Raw genomic sequence first — 15,643 nt, 5'->3', positions numbered from 1 at the left:
GCCGCAGGTGCTGCCGCCGGATGAGAGACAGCGAGGCCCACCGGAGTGCGACTCCGGTGGGCCTCTGCTGAACGTGGGGCTACTGCACGCTTGAGAGGAACGTACGTGTCCGCTCATGCTGTGGGTTGTTAAAGAGCTGGTCTGGTGGACCCTCTTCAAGCACCTGACCGCCGTCGAACATCATCACTCGGTGTGAGACTTCGCGGGCGAACTGCATCTCGTGGGTGACCAGAAGCATCGTGATGTCGGTTGTCTCCGCGATATCGCGGAGGACGCCGAGCACGTCTCCGACAAGCTCGGGATCGAGTGCGGAGGTCACCTCGTCGAGGAGGAGGATCTCCGGGCTCATCGCCAATGCTCGAGCGATGGCCACGCGCTGCTGCTGTCCGCCGGAGAGGCGGGAGGGATGCTCATCGGCTTTCTCGCCGAGTCCGACCTTCTCCAACAGAGACTTCGCCTCTTTGACAGCTTCGGCCTTGCTCTGGCCGAGCACATGGACGGGAGCCTCGATGATGTTCTCGAGCACCGTCATATTGGGGAAGAGATTGAACTGCTGGAAGACCATGCCGATCCGCGTCGTCATGGCGCGCGTCGTCTTCGACGGCAGTTCGACGCGTTTCCCGTTCTTCTCAGTATGGGTAAGCGGCTTGCCGTCGACGAAGATGTAGCCGCCGGTCAGCTCCTCCAAGGTCATGACCAGACGCAGGATCGTCGTCTTGCCGGAGCCGCTGGGCCCGATGAGGGTCACACGCTCGCCGGGGGCGACGGAGAAGTTGAGGTCCTTGAGGACGGTGGTCGGGCCGAAGGACTTCTCCACGTCTTTGAACTCGATGGCCGGGCTTGATGTGGTGTTCTCAGTAGGTGGCAAGGCGCTTGTCCAATCGTTGGATGAGCAGGGATGTCGGGTAGCTGGCGGCCAGGAAGATGAACCCGGCCAGAGTGAAAGCTTCCGTGTAGGCGAACGTGGAACCGCCGAAGTCCTTCGCCGAGCTGACGAGTTCGACCACCGAGATCGCGAATAGGAACGGGGTGTCCTTGAACATCGCCACGGCATAGTTGCCCAATGACGGGATCGTGGCGCGCAGCGCCTGCGGGAGCACGACAGCGGTGAATGTGCGCACCGGCGGTAGGGACAATGCCGTGGCGGCCTCGTGCTGTCCCGGAGGCACCGAATCGATGCCCGCACGGTAGCTTTCTGACATGTACGTCGAATAGTGGATGCCGATGACGATGCAGCCGATGACAAGCGCCGGAATGCTCTTCAAGCCGGGGAGGTCCGAGAACGCAAAGTAGACGAACATCAGCTGCACGATCAGCGGCGTGTTGCGGACGAAGGCGACGAGCAGTCTGACCAGCCAGTTGATCCAGCGGGGCAGTGTGCGGATCGCCACGGCGATGAGGAGGCCCAGAATCGCGGCGATGATGGTGCCGACGACGGTGGCGATGAGGGTGTTGACGAATCCGCGGAGGAGGATCGGCAGCGCTTCGGCGGCGAATTCCCAGTTCCAGATCACAGGGGACCTCCGTATCCGACGTTCCCGGCGTTCGGGCCGGCTATGTTCGAGTTACCGGCGCTAGCGCCGGTGTCGCGCTTGGCTGCTGTACGAGCATCGCGACGAGCATCTCGTCGATCGCTTCGGGAGTTCGGGCGTCTGCGTCCGAGGCGTTTGGTGGCTTGGCGTTCGAGGAGGTTCATGCCTTCCTGGATCAGCCAGGCGATGACGAAGTAGATGAGGAGACCGACGGTGAAAGCGAAGATGGTGTCGCCCGTTGACTGACGCAGTTGTTGGATCTTGTCCGTAAGGTCGCTGAGCGTGATGAAGAAGACCACGGCCGTGCCTTTGAGCAGCTGGATGAGCAGCGTCGCCAGTGACGGAATCATCAGGGCCCAGGCCTGGGGGAAGATGACGCGGACCATTCGTCTGGTGGGGGAGAGGCTGAGTGCGATGGCACCCTCCCACTGGCCTTGGTTGACTGTTTTGATCGATGACCGGACAACCTCGGCGGAGTAGGCCCCATAGTTGAGGGCCAGGGCACCGATACCGCACATCATGGGATCAAGATCGACGCCAAGGAGTGGTAAGACGTAGAAGAGCCAGAAGATCTGGACGAGCAGTGAAGTGCCACGGAAGAACTCGACGATGATTCTGGCAGGGATGCGCACCCAGGCGTGGGGGGAGGTCATCGCGAGGCCGAGGATGAGCGCGATGATGATGGTGCCGATCGAGCCGGCGATGGTGAGGATGAGCGTTGTCTGAATTCCCTCCCACAGCTGTGGGAGGAAATTCAGCAACGTCGTGAAATTATCAGTCATGATCGGAAGTGCCTATGGCTCGATCAGGACTTGGCTGTGGGCAGCTCGCCCTTGCACAGCTGGTCGGTCGTGATCTCACCGTCAGGACGCTCTTCCTTCGTGAAGCCGAAGTCACCGACGACATCGAGGTACTTGCTCTCATCGGAGACGATTTCGTCGAGCTTTTCGTTCCACTTGTCGCGGAGCTCGGTGTCATCGGTGCGGAAGACCGTGGCACCGGCACCGATCTGCGGGACTCCCTTGATCTCCTGGACGAAGGATTCGCCGACCTCGACGTCTGCGTCCTCGTTGTTCTTCTCCATCCAGTTGAGCGAGATGGCGGTCAGTGCGAAGACGTCTGCGCGGCCTGTGGTCACGGCGTCCATGCCGTCCTGCGGAGTGCCGACTTTCTGCGATTTCATGCCGAGAGACTTGGCATAGTCTGACTCCACGGCACCAGTCATGGTCGCGAGCTTGAGGTCCTTCTTCTTCACGTCATCGATGGTCTTCAGGCCGTCCTGCTTGCCCTTCTTGGTCATCAGAGCAGTGGTGTACATGAACTCGGGATCGCCGAAAGAGGCTTGCTTGCACCGCTTGGGGAGGATGGACATTCCGGCGGAGATCGCCCCGAAGCGGTCGGCGTTCAGTCCAGGGATCAGCGAACCGAATTCGGTGTTGACGCCCTCGACGTCTTTGACACCGAGTTCCTTGAAGACTGCTTTTGCCATGGCGACCGACGCTCCTTGGAGCTCGCCGTCCTTTTCGAAGCTGTACGGAGCTTCACCGGCGAAGCCGACGGTGATCTTTCCGTCGTCGACGGCCTTCTGGAGGGTGCTCTTGTCGGAATCGCTGCCACTGCAAGCCCCCAGGGTGAGTGTCAGAGCGAGGATCGAGGTCGCGGCGGCTAGCCCCTTGATGGCTTTCATAGCTGTCCCTTTCTTAGTGCGTTGACACATCTTCTTGACATGCGTCTCAAGAACACTATTCAATACTTTTGTTGTCCGGATGTCACACTGTCAGACAACGTTATATGATCGTGATATGCCTTCACCCCCGACCTCGGAGCTCCCTGTCCTGCGCAAGGTCATCCGCTCCTCGACGATCGACCTCATCGCCGACCAGATCAGAAACGCCATCTACAGCGGCTCGTTGGCGCCGGGGCAGTCCATCAACGAAGTCCGCACGGCCGAGCTCCTCGTCGTCTCCCGACCATCACTGCGGGAGGCTCTGCAGCGCCTCGTCAGCGAAGGAGTGATGACGCATGCGCCCGGCCGCGGAGTCTGGGTCAAGCGGATGAGCACCGATGACATCGACGACGTCTATGCGGTCCGCGAGGCCATCGAAGCCCAGGCTGTGAAGATCGTGATCCGATCGGGCAAGCCGATCGCCCGCATCCACCAGGCGCTGGCCAGGCTGGAGGAGGCGATCACGGAGAACACGGCGCGCACCATCGGCGATGCCGACCTCGACTTCCACCACTCGATCATCGCTTGCTCCGGGTCCGTCAGACTCAGTGACCTGATGAAGGTCTCCATGGTCCACACTCGTCTGCTCTCGCTCTCCGATCCGCGCGGTTACGAGGTCAGGTGTGACCTCATCGAGACGCACCGGGAGCTCGCCGAGGCGATCGCAGCCGGTGACGAGCAGCTGTCGCTGGCGATCGTGGGCAGAGTCATGAGCTGCGCCGCATCCCGTCTGCACAATCCGCTGACGGAACCCGAGGCTGTCACCGTCAGGGCCGAGGACCTCGACGAGCCTGTCGACGACCAGTGGTCGCAGCTGAGAGATACGATGAAGCCATGAAGGTTGTCTGCCCCGGTTCCTATGACCCGATCACCATGGGTCATCTCGATGTCATCGCCCGCAGTGCCCGACTCTTCGACGAGGTGGTCGTGGCCGTCGTGCACAATCCGAAGAAGTCCGGACGCTTCGACCCGAAGGTTCGCGCCGATCTCATCCGCCGCTCACTCGACGAGGACGAGCGGACCCGAGGCGCGAAGAACGTCACCATCGACACCGTCGCCGGGGGCCTCCTCGTCGACTACTGCACCTCCATCGGCGCACCTGCCGTGGTCAAAGGGCTGCGCTCGGGCACGGACTTCGCCTACGAGCTGCCGATGGCGCTGATGAACAAGCATCTGAGCGAGCTCGAGACGATCTTCGTTCCGGGGAATCCCGAGTACGAACACGTCTCGTCCTCACTCATCAAGGAAGTCCACTCCGGCGGGGGAGACATCACGGGTCTGGTGCCGGATGCGGTGCTGTCGGCGCTGAACGCCAGCCGCTGAGGCATGCCGATTCCCTCTTCCTCCTCCAGGGCATGGTTCCTCGGCCTCATCTTCCACACCGTGATCGCGCACGCGACCTACAACGGTGTGCGCGTCCTCATCTCCTATCGAACTCTGGAGCTGGGCGGCAGCGGTGTCGTTCTCGGTCTCATGACCGCCTGCTACTCACTTGTCCCGCTGCTCACTGCGCTCTTCGTCGGCAGACTCGTCGATCGCGGCTATGCCACAGCTGTGCTGTGGACGGGGACGATCCTCTCGATCGTGCCCGTCGGTCTCGCCGCGCTGGCGCCCAACCTCGGCGTTCTGCTCATCGCCACGATGAGCCTGGGCCTGGGTCAGCTGCTGACGACCGTGGCCTCCCAAGCGCTGATCCCGCAGAGCTTCCCGGCCTCGGCCCTGACGTCGAAGTTCGGCTTTCTCACGCTCGGCGTCTCGATCGGTCAGACGATCGGTCTGCCTGTGGCCGGCATGATCGCGGATTCGACCGACGGGTCACCGCACATCGTCGGTGCCCTGTGGTTCATGACCGGGGTCTCCGCGCTGACACTGGTCGCAGCGGTCATCGTCATGCTCCGCGGGCGCACACCGCACGTCTCCCGCGCCGATGCGGCCAAGGACGCCCGCACGCCCTGGTCTCTGCTCTCGATCCGGGGAATGAAGCCCGCGATCCTCGCCTCGATGACCACGCTGGCGGCCGTGGACCTGATGACGGCCTATCTGCCGCTCATCGGTCAGCAGAACGGATTGTCGGTGACGACGGTGACCTGGCTGCTGACCCTGCGCACGCTCGCCTCGGTCATCTCGCGGCTCATCATCGGGGTGCTGACCCGCAGATGGCACAATCTCTCGCTCCTGTGGACCGCCTCGGCGCTGGCAGGGGTCTGCATCATCCTCATCCCCGTCTTCACTCAGCCTTGGGCGCTGGCGATCCTGCTGCTCATCTCCGGGTTCTGCTTCGGGCTCACGCAGCCGCTGACGATGACCTGGGTCTCGACCCTGTCGGACCCGGCCAACCGTGCCGCGGTCCTCTCTATCCGGCTCGCCGGCAACCGACTCAGCCAAGTCGCAATCCCCTCGGCGGCGTCCCTGCTCACCCTCATCGCGGGCTCGGGCATCGTCTTTACGATCTCCGGTGCGCTGCTCTTGGCCGCCGGTGGGGTGACGCTGCGCAATCACCGCGAGAAATGGTGACCAGGAACACCTGTGCAACTTCGCAGGCTCGATTGGTAATGACCGGCGATGATGACTAGAATGGTGAGTCGCGTGTGAACGCAGGAGTAAGCATCCTCAATCACGTAAAGGAGGAGTGAGCATGAAGAAGCAGTCTGAGTTCGTCTACGATCTCAGGTCGATGGGATTGCTCGGTCATCCTGGTGAATGGGAACGGGTGAACACCACCCTGTCTGCTCCGGCGGATCTCAAGATCGAAGTGATCGGGGTCGCAGAAGGTTCACCACTGGCACTCGAGCTGATGTTCGAAAGCGTGTCAGAGGGAATCTACGTGTCGGGCTCAGTCTCGGCCACGGCCCGCGGCGAAGATGTAAGGACTCTCGACGAAATCGAGTTGCCTATAGATGTCGACATCCAAGAGATGTACGTCTATGAGCAGGCCGAGGGCGACGAGGATTCCTATGTCATCGACCGCGATCAGCTCGACCTCGAGCCCGCGATTCGAGACGCTGTCGTAATGGCTCTTCCGTTCAGTCCGTCAAAGGACGAAAGCGAAGAGTTCAGCTTCACCGTGGGGGAAGACCTCGAGGTGGACGAGAGCGAAGCGGATTCGCCGTTCGCATCATTGAAGAGTTTGTTGGATGAGAAGAAAGAGAGCTAGACGTGGCTGTTCCAAAGCGTAAATTGTCGCGCAGCAACACCCGCCACCGTCGTTCGCAGTGGAAGGCACAGGCTCCTAGCCTGGTCAAGACTGTGGAGAACGGTCGCGTTGTGTACTCGCGCCCTCACCAGGCCAAAGTTGTCGAAGACGCAGCCGGCACCCCGCTGTTCCTTGAATACAAGGGACGCAAGGTCGCTGACGTCTGACCTGTGGACACTGACACCACAGCAGAACTGCAGAAGAGTCTCGGGATCGATATTGATCCCGAGACTTTTCGTCTCGCTTTAACTCACCGCTCCTTCGCTTTCGAAGCCGGCGGCATTCCCACGAACGAGCGCCTCGAATTCCTCGGCGACTCCGTCCTGGGCCTCGTGGCCACCGAGTCGCTGTACTACGACAACCCGGATCTGGCCGAAGGCTCACTGGCCAAGATGCGCTCCGCCGTGGTCAATACCCGAGCCTTGGCGTCGATCGCGCGCAGGCACGGCATCGGCCCCCACATACTTCTGGGCAAGGGCGAAGAGCTCACCGGCGGACGCGACAAGGACTCGATCCTCGCCGACACCGTCGAAGCCCTCATCGGCGCGACCTTTGTCGCCCGGGGACGTGAAGAGGCCTTCGCATTCGTCCACCGACTCATCGATTCGATGCTCTCCGACGCTGTGAATCTTGGTGCCGGAATGGACTACAAGACGACCCTGCAGGAAGCAGCGGCCGACCTTGACCTGGGTGCTGTGAGCTACGAGATCGTGTCCTCGGGACCCGACCACGCCATGGTCTTCACCGCCACCGCCCTTCTGGGTGCCAACGGCTGGGGCACCGGCGACGGATCCTCGAAGAAGAACGCCGAAGCGGCAGCAGCGGAAGTCGCCGTCAAGGCCATCCGCACCATCTACCCGGACTACACGCGCTGAGGCATTCCTGATGCCTGAGCTTCCCGAGGTCGAGAGCGTCCGTGTGGGCGTCCATGAATGGACTGCCGGCACCACCATCACCGGCGCCGAGGTGATCGACCCCCGAATCCTGGGAACGACATCCCAGCGTCGCATCGATGCTTCCGCCGTCGACGGGTTCATCGCCGCTGTCACCGGTCGCCGGATCATCGCTGCCGAACGTCGCGGCAAGTTCATGTGGCTGACATTGGGGGAGGACCTCGGGGCCGGCCCGGCCGCCGAGCCGGCTGCCCCCGAACTCAGCCTGCTCGTCCACCTCGGCATGAGCGGACAGCTGCGCGTCCACGATGCCGCTGACGAGATCCACCGACATACCCGGGCAATCCTTCGCCTTGAGCGGGGGAGTGAGAGCCTTCAGCTGCGCTTCATCGATCAGCGGATCTTCGGCCATCTCGGCGTACAGCCACTGGTGCATGCCTATGGTCGGCTCGTGCCCGCCTCGGCGAATCACATTGCAGCCGATCCTCTGGAACCGGCCTTCGAACCCGGACTCGCTCTCGAGCAGCTTGCTCGTAAGCGGACGGTGGTCAAATCAGCGCTGCTCGACCAGTCCCTGGTCAGCGGCATCGGCAACATCTATGCCGACGAAGCACTGTTCCGCGCCGGAATCCACCCCCTGGCGATTCCCGCTCGCACGCGCAAGTCCCGTCTGGCCGCCGTTCTCGACTCCGCGACACGAGTCATGAGCGATGCCCTGGCTGTGGGTGGGACGAGCTTCGACGCGCTCTACGTCAATGTCAACGGCGAATCCGGCTACTTCGACCGTGCCTTGCTCGTCTACGGACGCGGCGGCCAGGAATGTGTGCGCTGCGGGACCGAGATCGAGAAGATGACGATCGGTGGACGTGGCAGCCACTTCTGCCCGAACTGCCAGAAGCCGCCCCGCTACCGCTGAGGCGAGCCGGACTGCCCCTGAGACCAGCCGGGCTGCTGTCGCCCATGCTGCTGCCGGGAACCTCGTGACATCCGATTGAGGTGTGCGATGTGCCCATCGATCAGGGCCTGCTGCGCGCGCCCGTGGTCTTGGTGACTGAGATAGGTCGTCGGCCAGGAAGGAGATTTCCAGAGGGCTGTGACCTCGACGAAACTGCCGTCTCTGAGGTGCGCGACCGCGGCCAGACGTGGGGGTGAACCTGGCGGGGGTCGCACAATCCGGTGCACATCGTGCCAGGCGATGCTTCGAGCTCGACCGATGAATCCGCACCAGATGAAGCGATCGGGAGTGATCTCCAATCGTGCCCTAGACCCCATCCAGAAGTTGACTGCAGCACCGATGAACAGGAGGACAGGACCGAAGAGGAATATGATCATCCAGTCCTCCACGAATACGGAAAGAATGATCACCGTCGCGATGGCCAGAATCCCCATGCCGGTCAGCATCCACCCGACGACGAGTGACACCACGCCGTGGGTTCGGATGATCGTATTCATTCGTCGTCGCTTCCTTCCCGCTGATCCGTCAGGCGCACGGCGCTATCTTCTCACGTCAGCGGCGCGGCAGGATGGGCGCCTGAGCCCATACCGTCCCTCAGCGCTGGTACCCAGTCGAGAACGTGGACCAGACATGGTGGAAGAGTCGAACGACCTCGTCCTCACTGAGGCCCTGGACTCCGGGCAGGAGAAGGAACGGCTGGTCGAAGCTCAGGTACGGGCGGGGACCGACTCGCAGCTGCCAATCACCGGGCTGCATGCGTACCCGGGCCTGAGCGCGCTGCGTCAGCGGCATGACGGTGCATCGGCCCCCGATGTCGTTTTTGACCGGCACATAACGGCGTTCGGGGGCGCGAAGATCTCTCCAAGGTATGTGGCCGATGCCGCGCAGGGAGATTCCGACAGCATCAAGGCGCACGGGAAGTTTCTCGGAGGCGATGCGCTCACGCTAGAGCAGACCCACGCCGACGAGAATCACTCCGACAAACAGACCCAGCACGCCAAGCAACGCGCCGACGATGATGCTGAGAGACCAGAATCCGACATCGCGGACAATGGCACCGATGATAATCAGCACCACTCCAGCGCCGGCTGCTGCGAACGAGATTCCGATGGCAATGCTTCTCTTCCGTCGCCAACGAGACAGCGCTTCGGACGGTCGACCGGGCAACGTCACGCTGCCCTGGAATTCCAAGCGTTGCAGAATGCTGCTCAGCCCGGTCATCGAATCCATACACACAGAATATAGCGGTGGCCAGCCGGGAACGAGAACGAGGGCCGGGTTCCGCTCCGTTCGGAGCAGTACCCGGCCCTCGGACCGTTGGTGACCGGAAGGTCAGCTCTGGCTTGTGCCTGTATCGTCGTCGGAGTCGTTCTCGATGTCCTCGGCCGGCAGCTCAGAGGTCTCGAGTCCGAAGACCGAACCGTCGTACTCGTTGACGGCCGTGGCGACCGACTGCTCGAGGACGTGGTTGGCCAGCTGTCCCTGAATGATCAGCGGATCTCGGGAAAGGTCCTTCCAGACGGCCACACACAACAGCAGCATGACGATGACGAACGGCAATGCCGCCACGATCGTGATGTTCTTCAGACCCTCGAGAGCCTCGGCCGGGTCGGAACCTCCAGCCAGGAGCATCACCGCTGCCACAGCACCGGTAGCCACACCCCAGAAGAGGACGAGGCCCTTGCCGGGCTCTTCGCGGCCGTTGGCCGACAGCGTGCCCATGACGATCGACGCGGAGTCGGCACCCGTGACGAAGAAGATCGCGATGAGGATGACCGTGACGACCATCAAGATGATGGCAATGGCGTTGGGCAGCGGCAGAGCGCCGAGGAGATCGAACAGGATCGTATCCATGTTGATGTCCGGTTCCCCGTCGACGATCTTCGCCAAGGCCTTGACGGTGCCTTCGCCGCGCTCAGCACGTTCCTGGATGCCGATGGCGCCGCCACCGAAGATCGCGAACCAGATTGTCGAGACAACCGAAGGAACGATGAGAACGCCGAGGACGAACTGACGCACGGTGCGACCGCGGGAGATGCGGGCGATGAAGAGGCCGACGAAGGGTGACCATGAGACCCACCAGGCCCAGTAGAAGACGGTCCACGAGGACAGCCAGGTGTTGACGTCCTGGCCGTTGGCTGCGGTCCGCGACGCCATCTGCGGCAGATCCTGGATGAACGAACCGAGAGAGGAGGGAATGACGTTGAGGATGAACAGAGTCGGTCCGCCGATGAACACGATGAGGGCGATGATGATCGCCAGGACCATGTTGATGTTCGACAGCCACTGAATGCCCTTTGCGACACCGGATACGGCCGAAGCGACGAAGGCTGCGGTGAGGATCGCAATGATGATGACGAGGATCGGCGAGGAGACATCGGACATGATGCCAGCCGATTCGATGCCTCCGCCGATCTGGATCGCACCGAGACCCAGTGAACAGGCCGAGCCGAAGAGCGTGGCGAGGATCGCGAGGATGTTGATGACCTTGCCGCCGGCGCCGTTGACCGCACGTTCACCGAAGAGTGGGGTGAACATCGACGAGAACAGCTGGGAGCGTCCCAGACGGAAGGAGCCGTAGGCGACGCCGAGTCCGACGATCGCGTACATCGCCCAGGGGTAGAGGGTCCAGTGGAAGAGCGTGGTACCCATCGAGGTGCCCATGGCCTCCGCAGTCGAACCATCGACCGTGTTCGGCGGGGGAGACATGTAGAAGAAGAGAGGCTCGCCGACCGCGGAGAACACCAGACCGATGCCCATACCGGTCGCGAACATCATCGAGATCCACGATGAGGTCTTGAACTGCGGCTTCTCATCGTCTCGGCCCAGCGGAATCCGCCCGAACTTGGACAGGGCGACGATGATGACGAAGATCGTGAAGACGGTGGCGGCGATGACGAAGAGTCAGCCGAAGTTGTCCATCACGCCGGTCAGCAGAGTTCCTGCCACAGCACCGAGGCTGTCCGGAGAGAGGAAGCCCCAGACGACGAAGCCGACTGCGAGGACGCCTGCCGTGAAGAAGACCACTTTGTCGACGCCCTTGCGGATGAGCGGCTTCTGCTTCGTGGTCGGATTCTTCAGGTGCCGTATCAGCTCCTGAGTCTTTGTCGTTTCACTGCTCATAGGGATGCTTGCCGATCAGCGTGGCCGCAGTAAGTCCGCGGCCGGTCCCGGTCGGCGCTCCTTCCTGTTCATGGACGGCGTTGATTGTCACCGGGCCGATTGGGGCGCTGAGTCCAAATTAGTCCGATTTTTCAGTTTCCTATCGGTTCACACCAAAGATCATTTCAGCTGAGATGCGAGACGGGGTCAGACTTCGCCATGGTGCCGACGATTCTGCCCGGACATGGTCAAGGCCCCGTCGCGGACGACGGGGCCTCGATCAGCTCCCCCGGCTGGGCTCGAACCAGCGACCCTTCGATTAACAGTCGAATGCTCTGCCAACTGAGCTACGGAGGAAAGACGCCGATTTCGGCGCACGAGGAAATACTCTATCAAAAGATTCGAGAATTGTTGGAACTCCTTCGGGATATGCTGGGTGGACAATGCATCTCAAAAGCCTGACCCTGCGAGGATTCAAGTCCTTTGCCTCGGCGACGACTCTCCGATTCGAGCCGGGCATCACCTGTGTTGTCGGCCCCAACGGATCCGGCAAGTCCAATGTCGTCGACGCCCTGTCCTGGGTGATGGGCGAGCAGGGAGCGAAGAATCTGCGCGGCGGCAAGATGGACGACGTCATCTTCGCCGGCACCTCCAAACGCCAGGCATTGGGCCGCGCCGAGGTGACCCTGACCATCGACAACACCGACGGAGCCATCCCCGTCGACTACACCGAGGTCACGATCTCACGCACCCTCTTCCGCACAGGGGGAAGCGAATACGCCGTCAACGGGACACCGGCACGACTCCTTGATATCCAGGAGCTGCTCAACGACTCGGGCCTGGGCAAGGAGATGCACGTCATCGTCGGCCAGGGTCGTCTCGATGCGATCCTCCACGCGGATCCGATCGAGCGCCGCAGCTTCATCGAAGAGGCCGCCGGCGTCCTCAAGCACCGGCGGCGCAAGGACAAGGCTGTGCGCAAACTCACGGGTCTGCAGACGAACCTCGATCGCCTCTCTGACCTGCGAACCGAACTCAACCGCCAGCTGGGGCCATTGGGCCGGCAGGCGGAGGCCGCACAGAAGGCCGCCACGGTCCAAGCCACACTGCGCGACTCCACAGCACGACTGCTCGCCGATGACACGGTGCGCCTGCAGTCCTCTTTGGCCTCGACCGCCAGCGCCGGCGGCGAGGACGGAGGCGATCGCATCAGCGACCTCGAACATCGCCGCTCCCGCACCGAAGAGCGGCTGCAGGAGATCGAATCACGCCTGGGGACGCTCGATTCCGAACTCGAATACCTGCGCACCGCAGAGTCGCGCACCCAGACCCAGATCGTGCGGGCCAAAGGGATCGCCCAGCGCGCCGAGGACAAACGCGCACACCTGCTCTCCGAGGTCGCGAGCCTGGGCCGCCGCGAATCGAAATCACCGGAAGAGCTGAGATCCCAAGCCGAGCATCACCGGGAAGAGCTCGGCACCGCGGAGACTGCAGTGGAGGAATCCGCAGCAGCACTGGACCGCAGCCAGATGCGCAAGGAAGAACTCGCTCTGGCGCTGAAGAAGGCCGATGACGAGGTCAAAGCGGCACAACTGGCCATCACCGAGGCGATCAAGAACCGGTCGGCACTGCAGTCGAAGAGCTCCCAGGCGCGTGAGCGCATCAGCGACCTCACAGCCCGAATCGAAGCTAACCGGACGGAGATCGACACCGCATCGGCCCGCATCGCCGAACGCCGCGAGGAACTGGCCACAGCCGAAGCCGCCGTCGAAGGGGTCGAAGCCGGGGAATCCGAACTCGACACGGAATACGAGTCTGCCAACGAAGCTGCGACGTCGTTGGAGACTGAACTCGAGGGTCTGCGCGCACAGAAGGCGAAGACGGCCTCCGAGCTGGCCTCGGCGCAGGCCAGGGCCGAAGCCCTGTCACTGGGCACCGCGCTGGAAGCCGACCTCGAAGACATCCTCAACGCCGATCTGCCGGGTGTCGGTTCGGCGGTGACCGAACGACTGAGCGTGGCCACCGGGTTCGAGATGGCCGTGGCCGCTGCTCTGTCGAACACGGTCTCCGGTGTGCTCGTCGACTCCGGCCAGGTGGCGCTGACAGTGCTCGACCACCTCGGCGAGGACACGAACGTCCATCTCACGATTCCCGCCGGTGCGGGGTCACGCGGGGGAGCGGCGGGCAAGTCCAGCGCAGGCAAGGGGGCGAACCCGACAGCCGAGACGATGGCCAAGTCGCGGGCACTGCCCACGCTCACCGGCTCTGCCGACGGTAAGTCGACAGTGCGGTGGCTCACCGAGGTCGTCAGCAGCGATGTCCCCGAGCTCACCCAGCTCCTCAACGCTGCGCTGGAGACGGTCGTGTGCGTCGACGATGCCGGCAGTGCGCTGTCCGTCATCGACTCCCATCCCGAACTCACCGCCGTGACCATCCACGGGGAGATCGTGACCGCGACGCGGGTCAGTCGGGCACGCACCGCCTCGGGGACGCGGTTGGCCTCGCAGACCGCGCTCGAGGAGACCCAAGCCTCCATCTCCGAACTGCAGACAGCTCACAGCGGAGTCGAGACCGACATCGATCGGGTCGCCGCGAAGCTCACCGAAGCGAAGACAGTGGCCGCCGCGGCGCTTGAGAAGCTGCATTCCTCGGATGCGGCGATCATGGCCGCAGGCGAAGAAGTCTCACGAATCACGAGCGACATCACCACAGCCCAAACCCGCCTGCAACGGGCCAAGGACAACGAGGTGGAGCTTGCGACACGGTTGGAGACGGCCGAACGTGATGCCCGCACGGCCGAATCCGCCCTCGCCGGGGCAGGGGACGTCGAAGAGGTCGTCGACACCACGGACCGCGACGAACTGAGCCGACAGGTCTCCCAATCCTCCGAAGACGTCATCGAGACCCGCATCAGCCACAAGGCAGCCACGGACCGGGCACGATTCCTCTCCGACAGGGTCGACTCCCTGCTGCGACAGGCAGCAGCCGAAGAAAGCGCACGCGAACAGACGCAGCGGACGATCGCCCGCAAGAAGCGGTCCGCGGCCTCGGCGGTGCTCATCGTCGAGACCGCACAGAACGCGACGGCACTCGCGGAGACGACAGTGACCGAACTGGCCTCCCAGATCCAGGTCCTCGTCGAAGAGCGCGGGCAGATGCGGGAGGAGAAGGGCCACCTCGGCGAGGAATTGGGCACCACGCGCACCGAGCTGCAGCGGCTCAAAGATGCCGCGGCGGAAGCCGAACTCGCGAAGGAGCGGTTCCGACTCAAACTCGAGGAGATCGAGAACCGGGCAGGGGAGGAGACGGGACTGAGCCTGGAGCGGCTGGTCGAACTCTACGGTCCCCATACTCCGGTTCCTGCGTTCGGTGAGGACGAAGAGGAACGGCCCTATGTGCGGGCCGAGGTGGAGAAGAGACACAAGCAGGCGACTGCCGCACTCAAACGCATCGGTACGGTCAACCCGCTGGCGCTCGAGGAGTACGAGGCGCTCAAGGAACGGCACCAGTTCCTCGAGAAGCAGATCACCGACATCGAAACCTCGAGGAAGGACCTGATGAAGCTCGTCGACGAGGTCGACCGGCACGTCGAACGGGTCTTCGCCGAAGCCTATGCGGACACCGCGCGGGAGTTCGAGGACATCTTCTCCCGACTGTTCCCCGGCGGTGAGGGTTCACTGAGCCTGACCGACCCCGATGACATGCTCACGACCGGCGTCGATGTCCACGCCCGGCCGGCGGGCAAGAAGGTCAAACGGCTGTCGCTGCTCTCCGGCGGGGAGCGGTCACTGGTCGCTGTGGCCATGCTGGTGGCGATCTTCAAGGCCAGGCCCAGCCCGTTCTACGTCATGGACGAGGTCGAGGCGGCCCTTGACGATCTCAATCTGTCCCGCCTGCTCACCGTGTTCGAGGAGCTGCAGGATTCCTCCCAGCTCATCGTGATCACCCACCAGAAGCGCACGATGGAGATCGCCGACGCACTCTACGGGGTGACGATGCATGGGGACGGTGTGTCGAAGGTCATCTCGCAGCGGATCCCATGATCGGCGGACCTTCGTCAGACGCCGATTTGGCAGGGATGTCCAGGGGAGTCCCAGGAAATTCTCCAACAGGCTCACGGCCCCTGAGCACAAATGTCGTGTGTTTGGACGATAGACTTGAGCACAGGGAAGCATTATCGAAAAGCTTGAGGAGCGGGACGTCCATGGCCGAGTCGGCTGAATCACGAGGTGACTCGAGAGC

Annotated in this window: 17 protein-coding genes and 1 tRNA gene; 8 read left to right on the top strand and 10 right to left on the bottom strand. The window is 62.7% G+C overall.

Features of this window, described 5'->3' with window-relative positions; translation table 11 throughout:
* Nucleotides 1-79 precede the first annotated feature (79 nt).
* Genes ehuA through ehuB form a run of 4 tightly spaced genes read right to left on the bottom strand, consistent with a single transcriptional unit; the run spans nucleotide 80 to nucleotide 3,219 of the window.
* Nucleotides 80-868 (bottom strand): ectoine/hydroxyectoine ABC transporter ATP-binding protein EhuA, encoded by a 789-nt coding sequence (ehuA, locus tag CXR25_RS12700; RefSeq protein ID WP_114384586.1) that lies wholly within the window; start codon nucleotides 866-868, stop codon nucleotides 80-82.
* The gene (ehuD, locus tag CXR25_RS12695; protein ID WP_114384585.1) at nucleotides 855-1,514 is read right to left on the bottom strand and encodes an ectoine/hydroxyectoine ABC transporter permease subunit EhuD; all 660 of its coding nucleotides are present in this window, start codon (nucleotides 1,512-1,514) and stop codon (nucleotides 855-857) included. Before ehuD ends, ehuA begins: the two co-directional genes overlap by 14 nt.
* Nucleotides 1,511-2,314 (bottom strand): ectoine/hydroxyectoine ABC transporter permease subunit EhuC, encoded by an 804-nt coding sequence (gene ehuC, locus CXR25_RS12690; RefSeq protein WP_114384584.1) that lies wholly within the window; start codon nucleotides 2,312-2,314, stop codon nucleotides 1,511-1,513. The genes ehuD and ehuC overlap by 4 nt, the downstream gene beginning before the upstream one ends.
* 23 nt (nucleotides 2,315-2,337) lie before the next feature.
* A complete protein-coding gene (ehuB, locus tag CXR25_RS12685; protein WP_125240607.1) occupies nucleotides 2,338-3,219 on the bottom strand; it encodes an ectoine/hydroxyectoine ABC transporter substrate-binding protein EhuB in 882 nt (293 codons plus the stop codon).
* A 115-nt stretch (nucleotides 3,220-3,334) separates the two neighbouring features.
* Between ehuB and CXR25_RS12680 the strand changes: the two genes are divergently transcribed.
* From CXR25_RS12680 to mutM, 7 genes are all read left to right on the top strand, one after another.
* Complete coding sequence (locus tag CXR25_RS12680) at nucleotides 3,335-4,096, top strand: GntR family transcriptional regulator (RefSeq protein ID WP_125178236.1); 762 nt, start codon at nucleotides 3,335-3,337, stop codon at nucleotides 4,094-4,096.
* The gene (gene coaD / locus CXR25_RS12675) at nucleotides 4,093-4,581 is read left to right on the top strand and encodes a pantetheine-phosphate adenylyltransferase (protein ID WP_096177867.1); all 489 of its coding nucleotides are present in this window, start codon (nucleotides 4,093-4,095) and stop codon (nucleotides 4,579-4,581) included. The genes CXR25_RS12680 and coaD overlap by 4 nt, the downstream gene beginning before the upstream one ends.
* A 3-nt stretch (nucleotides 4,582-4,584) precedes the next feature.
* A complete protein-coding gene (locus tag CXR25_RS12670) occupies nucleotides 4,585-5,772 on the top strand; it encodes an MFS transporter (RefSeq protein WP_009885117.1) in 1,188 nt (395 codons plus the stop codon).
* A 121-nt stretch (nucleotides 5,773-5,893) separates the two neighbouring features.
* Entirely contained in the window at nucleotides 5,894-6,412 is a 519-nt protein-coding gene (locus tag CXR25_RS12665) for a YceD family protein (protein ID WP_009885116.1), read from the top strand.
* Between the two features lie 2 nt (nucleotides 6,413-6,414).
* Nucleotides 6,415-6,618 carry a 50S ribosomal protein L32 gene (gene rpmF / locus CXR25_RS12660; RefSeq protein ID WP_009885115.1) on the top strand — a complete coding sequence of 68 codons (204 nt, stop codon included), beginning with the start codon at nucleotides 6,415-6,417 and terminating at the stop codon, nucleotides 6,616-6,618.
* A 3-nt stretch (nucleotides 6,619-6,621) separates the two neighbouring features.
* Entirely contained in the window at nucleotides 6,622-7,326 is a 705-nt protein-coding gene (rnc, locus tag CXR25_RS12655) for a ribonuclease III (RefSeq protein ID WP_009885114.1), read from the top strand.
* A gap of 10 nt (nucleotides 7,327-7,336) precedes the next feature.
* Nucleotides 7,337-8,260, top strand: coding sequence for a bifunctional DNA-formamidopyrimidine glycosylase/DNA-(apurinic or apyrimidinic site) lyase (mutM, locus tag CXR25_RS12650; RefSeq protein WP_009885113.1), 924 nt, complete (start codon nucleotides 7,337-7,339; stop codon nucleotides 8,258-8,260).
* Here the strand turns inward: mutM and CXR25_RS12645 are convergent.
* The 6 genes from CXR25_RS12645 to CXR25_RS12615 form a co-directional block, all read right to left on the bottom strand.
* Complete coding sequence (locus CXR25_RS12645) at nucleotides 8,251-8,796, bottom strand: hypothetical protein (RefSeq protein ID WP_009885112.1); 546 nt, start codon at nucleotides 8,794-8,796, stop codon at nucleotides 8,251-8,253. The two genes, mutM and CXR25_RS12645, sit on opposite strands and share 10 nt — an antisense overlap.
* A 97-nt stretch (nucleotides 8,797-8,893) precedes the next feature.
* Complete coding sequence (locus tag CXR25_RS12640) at nucleotides 8,894-9,214, bottom strand: hypothetical protein (RefSeq protein WP_125178234.1); 321 nt, start codon at nucleotides 9,212-9,214, stop codon at nucleotides 8,894-8,896.
* Between the two features lie 30 nt (nucleotides 9,215-9,244).
* Nucleotides 9,245-9,529, bottom strand: a complete 285-nt coding sequence (locus tag CXR25_RS12635; RefSeq protein ID WP_125178233.1) for a hypothetical protein — start codon at nucleotides 9,527-9,529, stop codon at nucleotides 9,245-9,247.
* 102 nt (nucleotides 9,530-9,631) lie between these two features.
* Nucleotides 9,632-11,152, bottom strand: a complete 1,521-nt coding sequence (locus tag CXR25_RS12630) for a BCCT family transporter (RefSeq protein WP_338027642.1) — start codon at nucleotides 11,150-11,152, stop codon at nucleotides 9,632-9,634.
* A 51-nt stretch (nucleotides 11,153-11,203) separates the two neighbouring features.
* Nucleotides 11,204-11,422 carry a choline/carnitine/betaine transporter gene (locus CXR25_RS19220; protein ID WP_009885109.1) on the bottom strand — a complete coding sequence of 73 codons (219 nt, stop codon included), beginning with the start codon at nucleotides 11,420-11,422 and terminating at the stop codon, nucleotides 11,204-11,206.
* Between the two features lie 263 nt (nucleotides 11,423-11,685).
* Nucleotides 11,686-11,758: transfer RNA gene (locus CXR25_RS12615), tRNA-Asn, on the bottom strand.
* A gap of 86 nt (nucleotides 11,759-11,844) precedes the next feature.
* Here CXR25_RS12615 and smc point away from each other — a divergent pair.
* A complete protein-coding gene (smc, locus tag CXR25_RS12610) occupies nucleotides 11,845-15,444 on the top strand; it encodes a chromosome segregation protein SMC (RefSeq protein WP_101556932.1) in 3,600 nt (1,199 codons plus the stop codon).
* Nucleotides 15,445-15,643: the final 199 nt, after the last annotated feature.

This window comes from Brevibacterium aurantiacum, from assembly GCF_003932995.1.
Lineage (GTDB): Bacteria > Actinomycetota > Actinomycetes > Actinomycetales > Brevibacteriaceae > Brevibacterium > Brevibacterium aurantiacum.
Note: the sequence above shows the minus strand (reverse complement) of the source record. Positions and strands in the feature narration are given on the sequence as shown.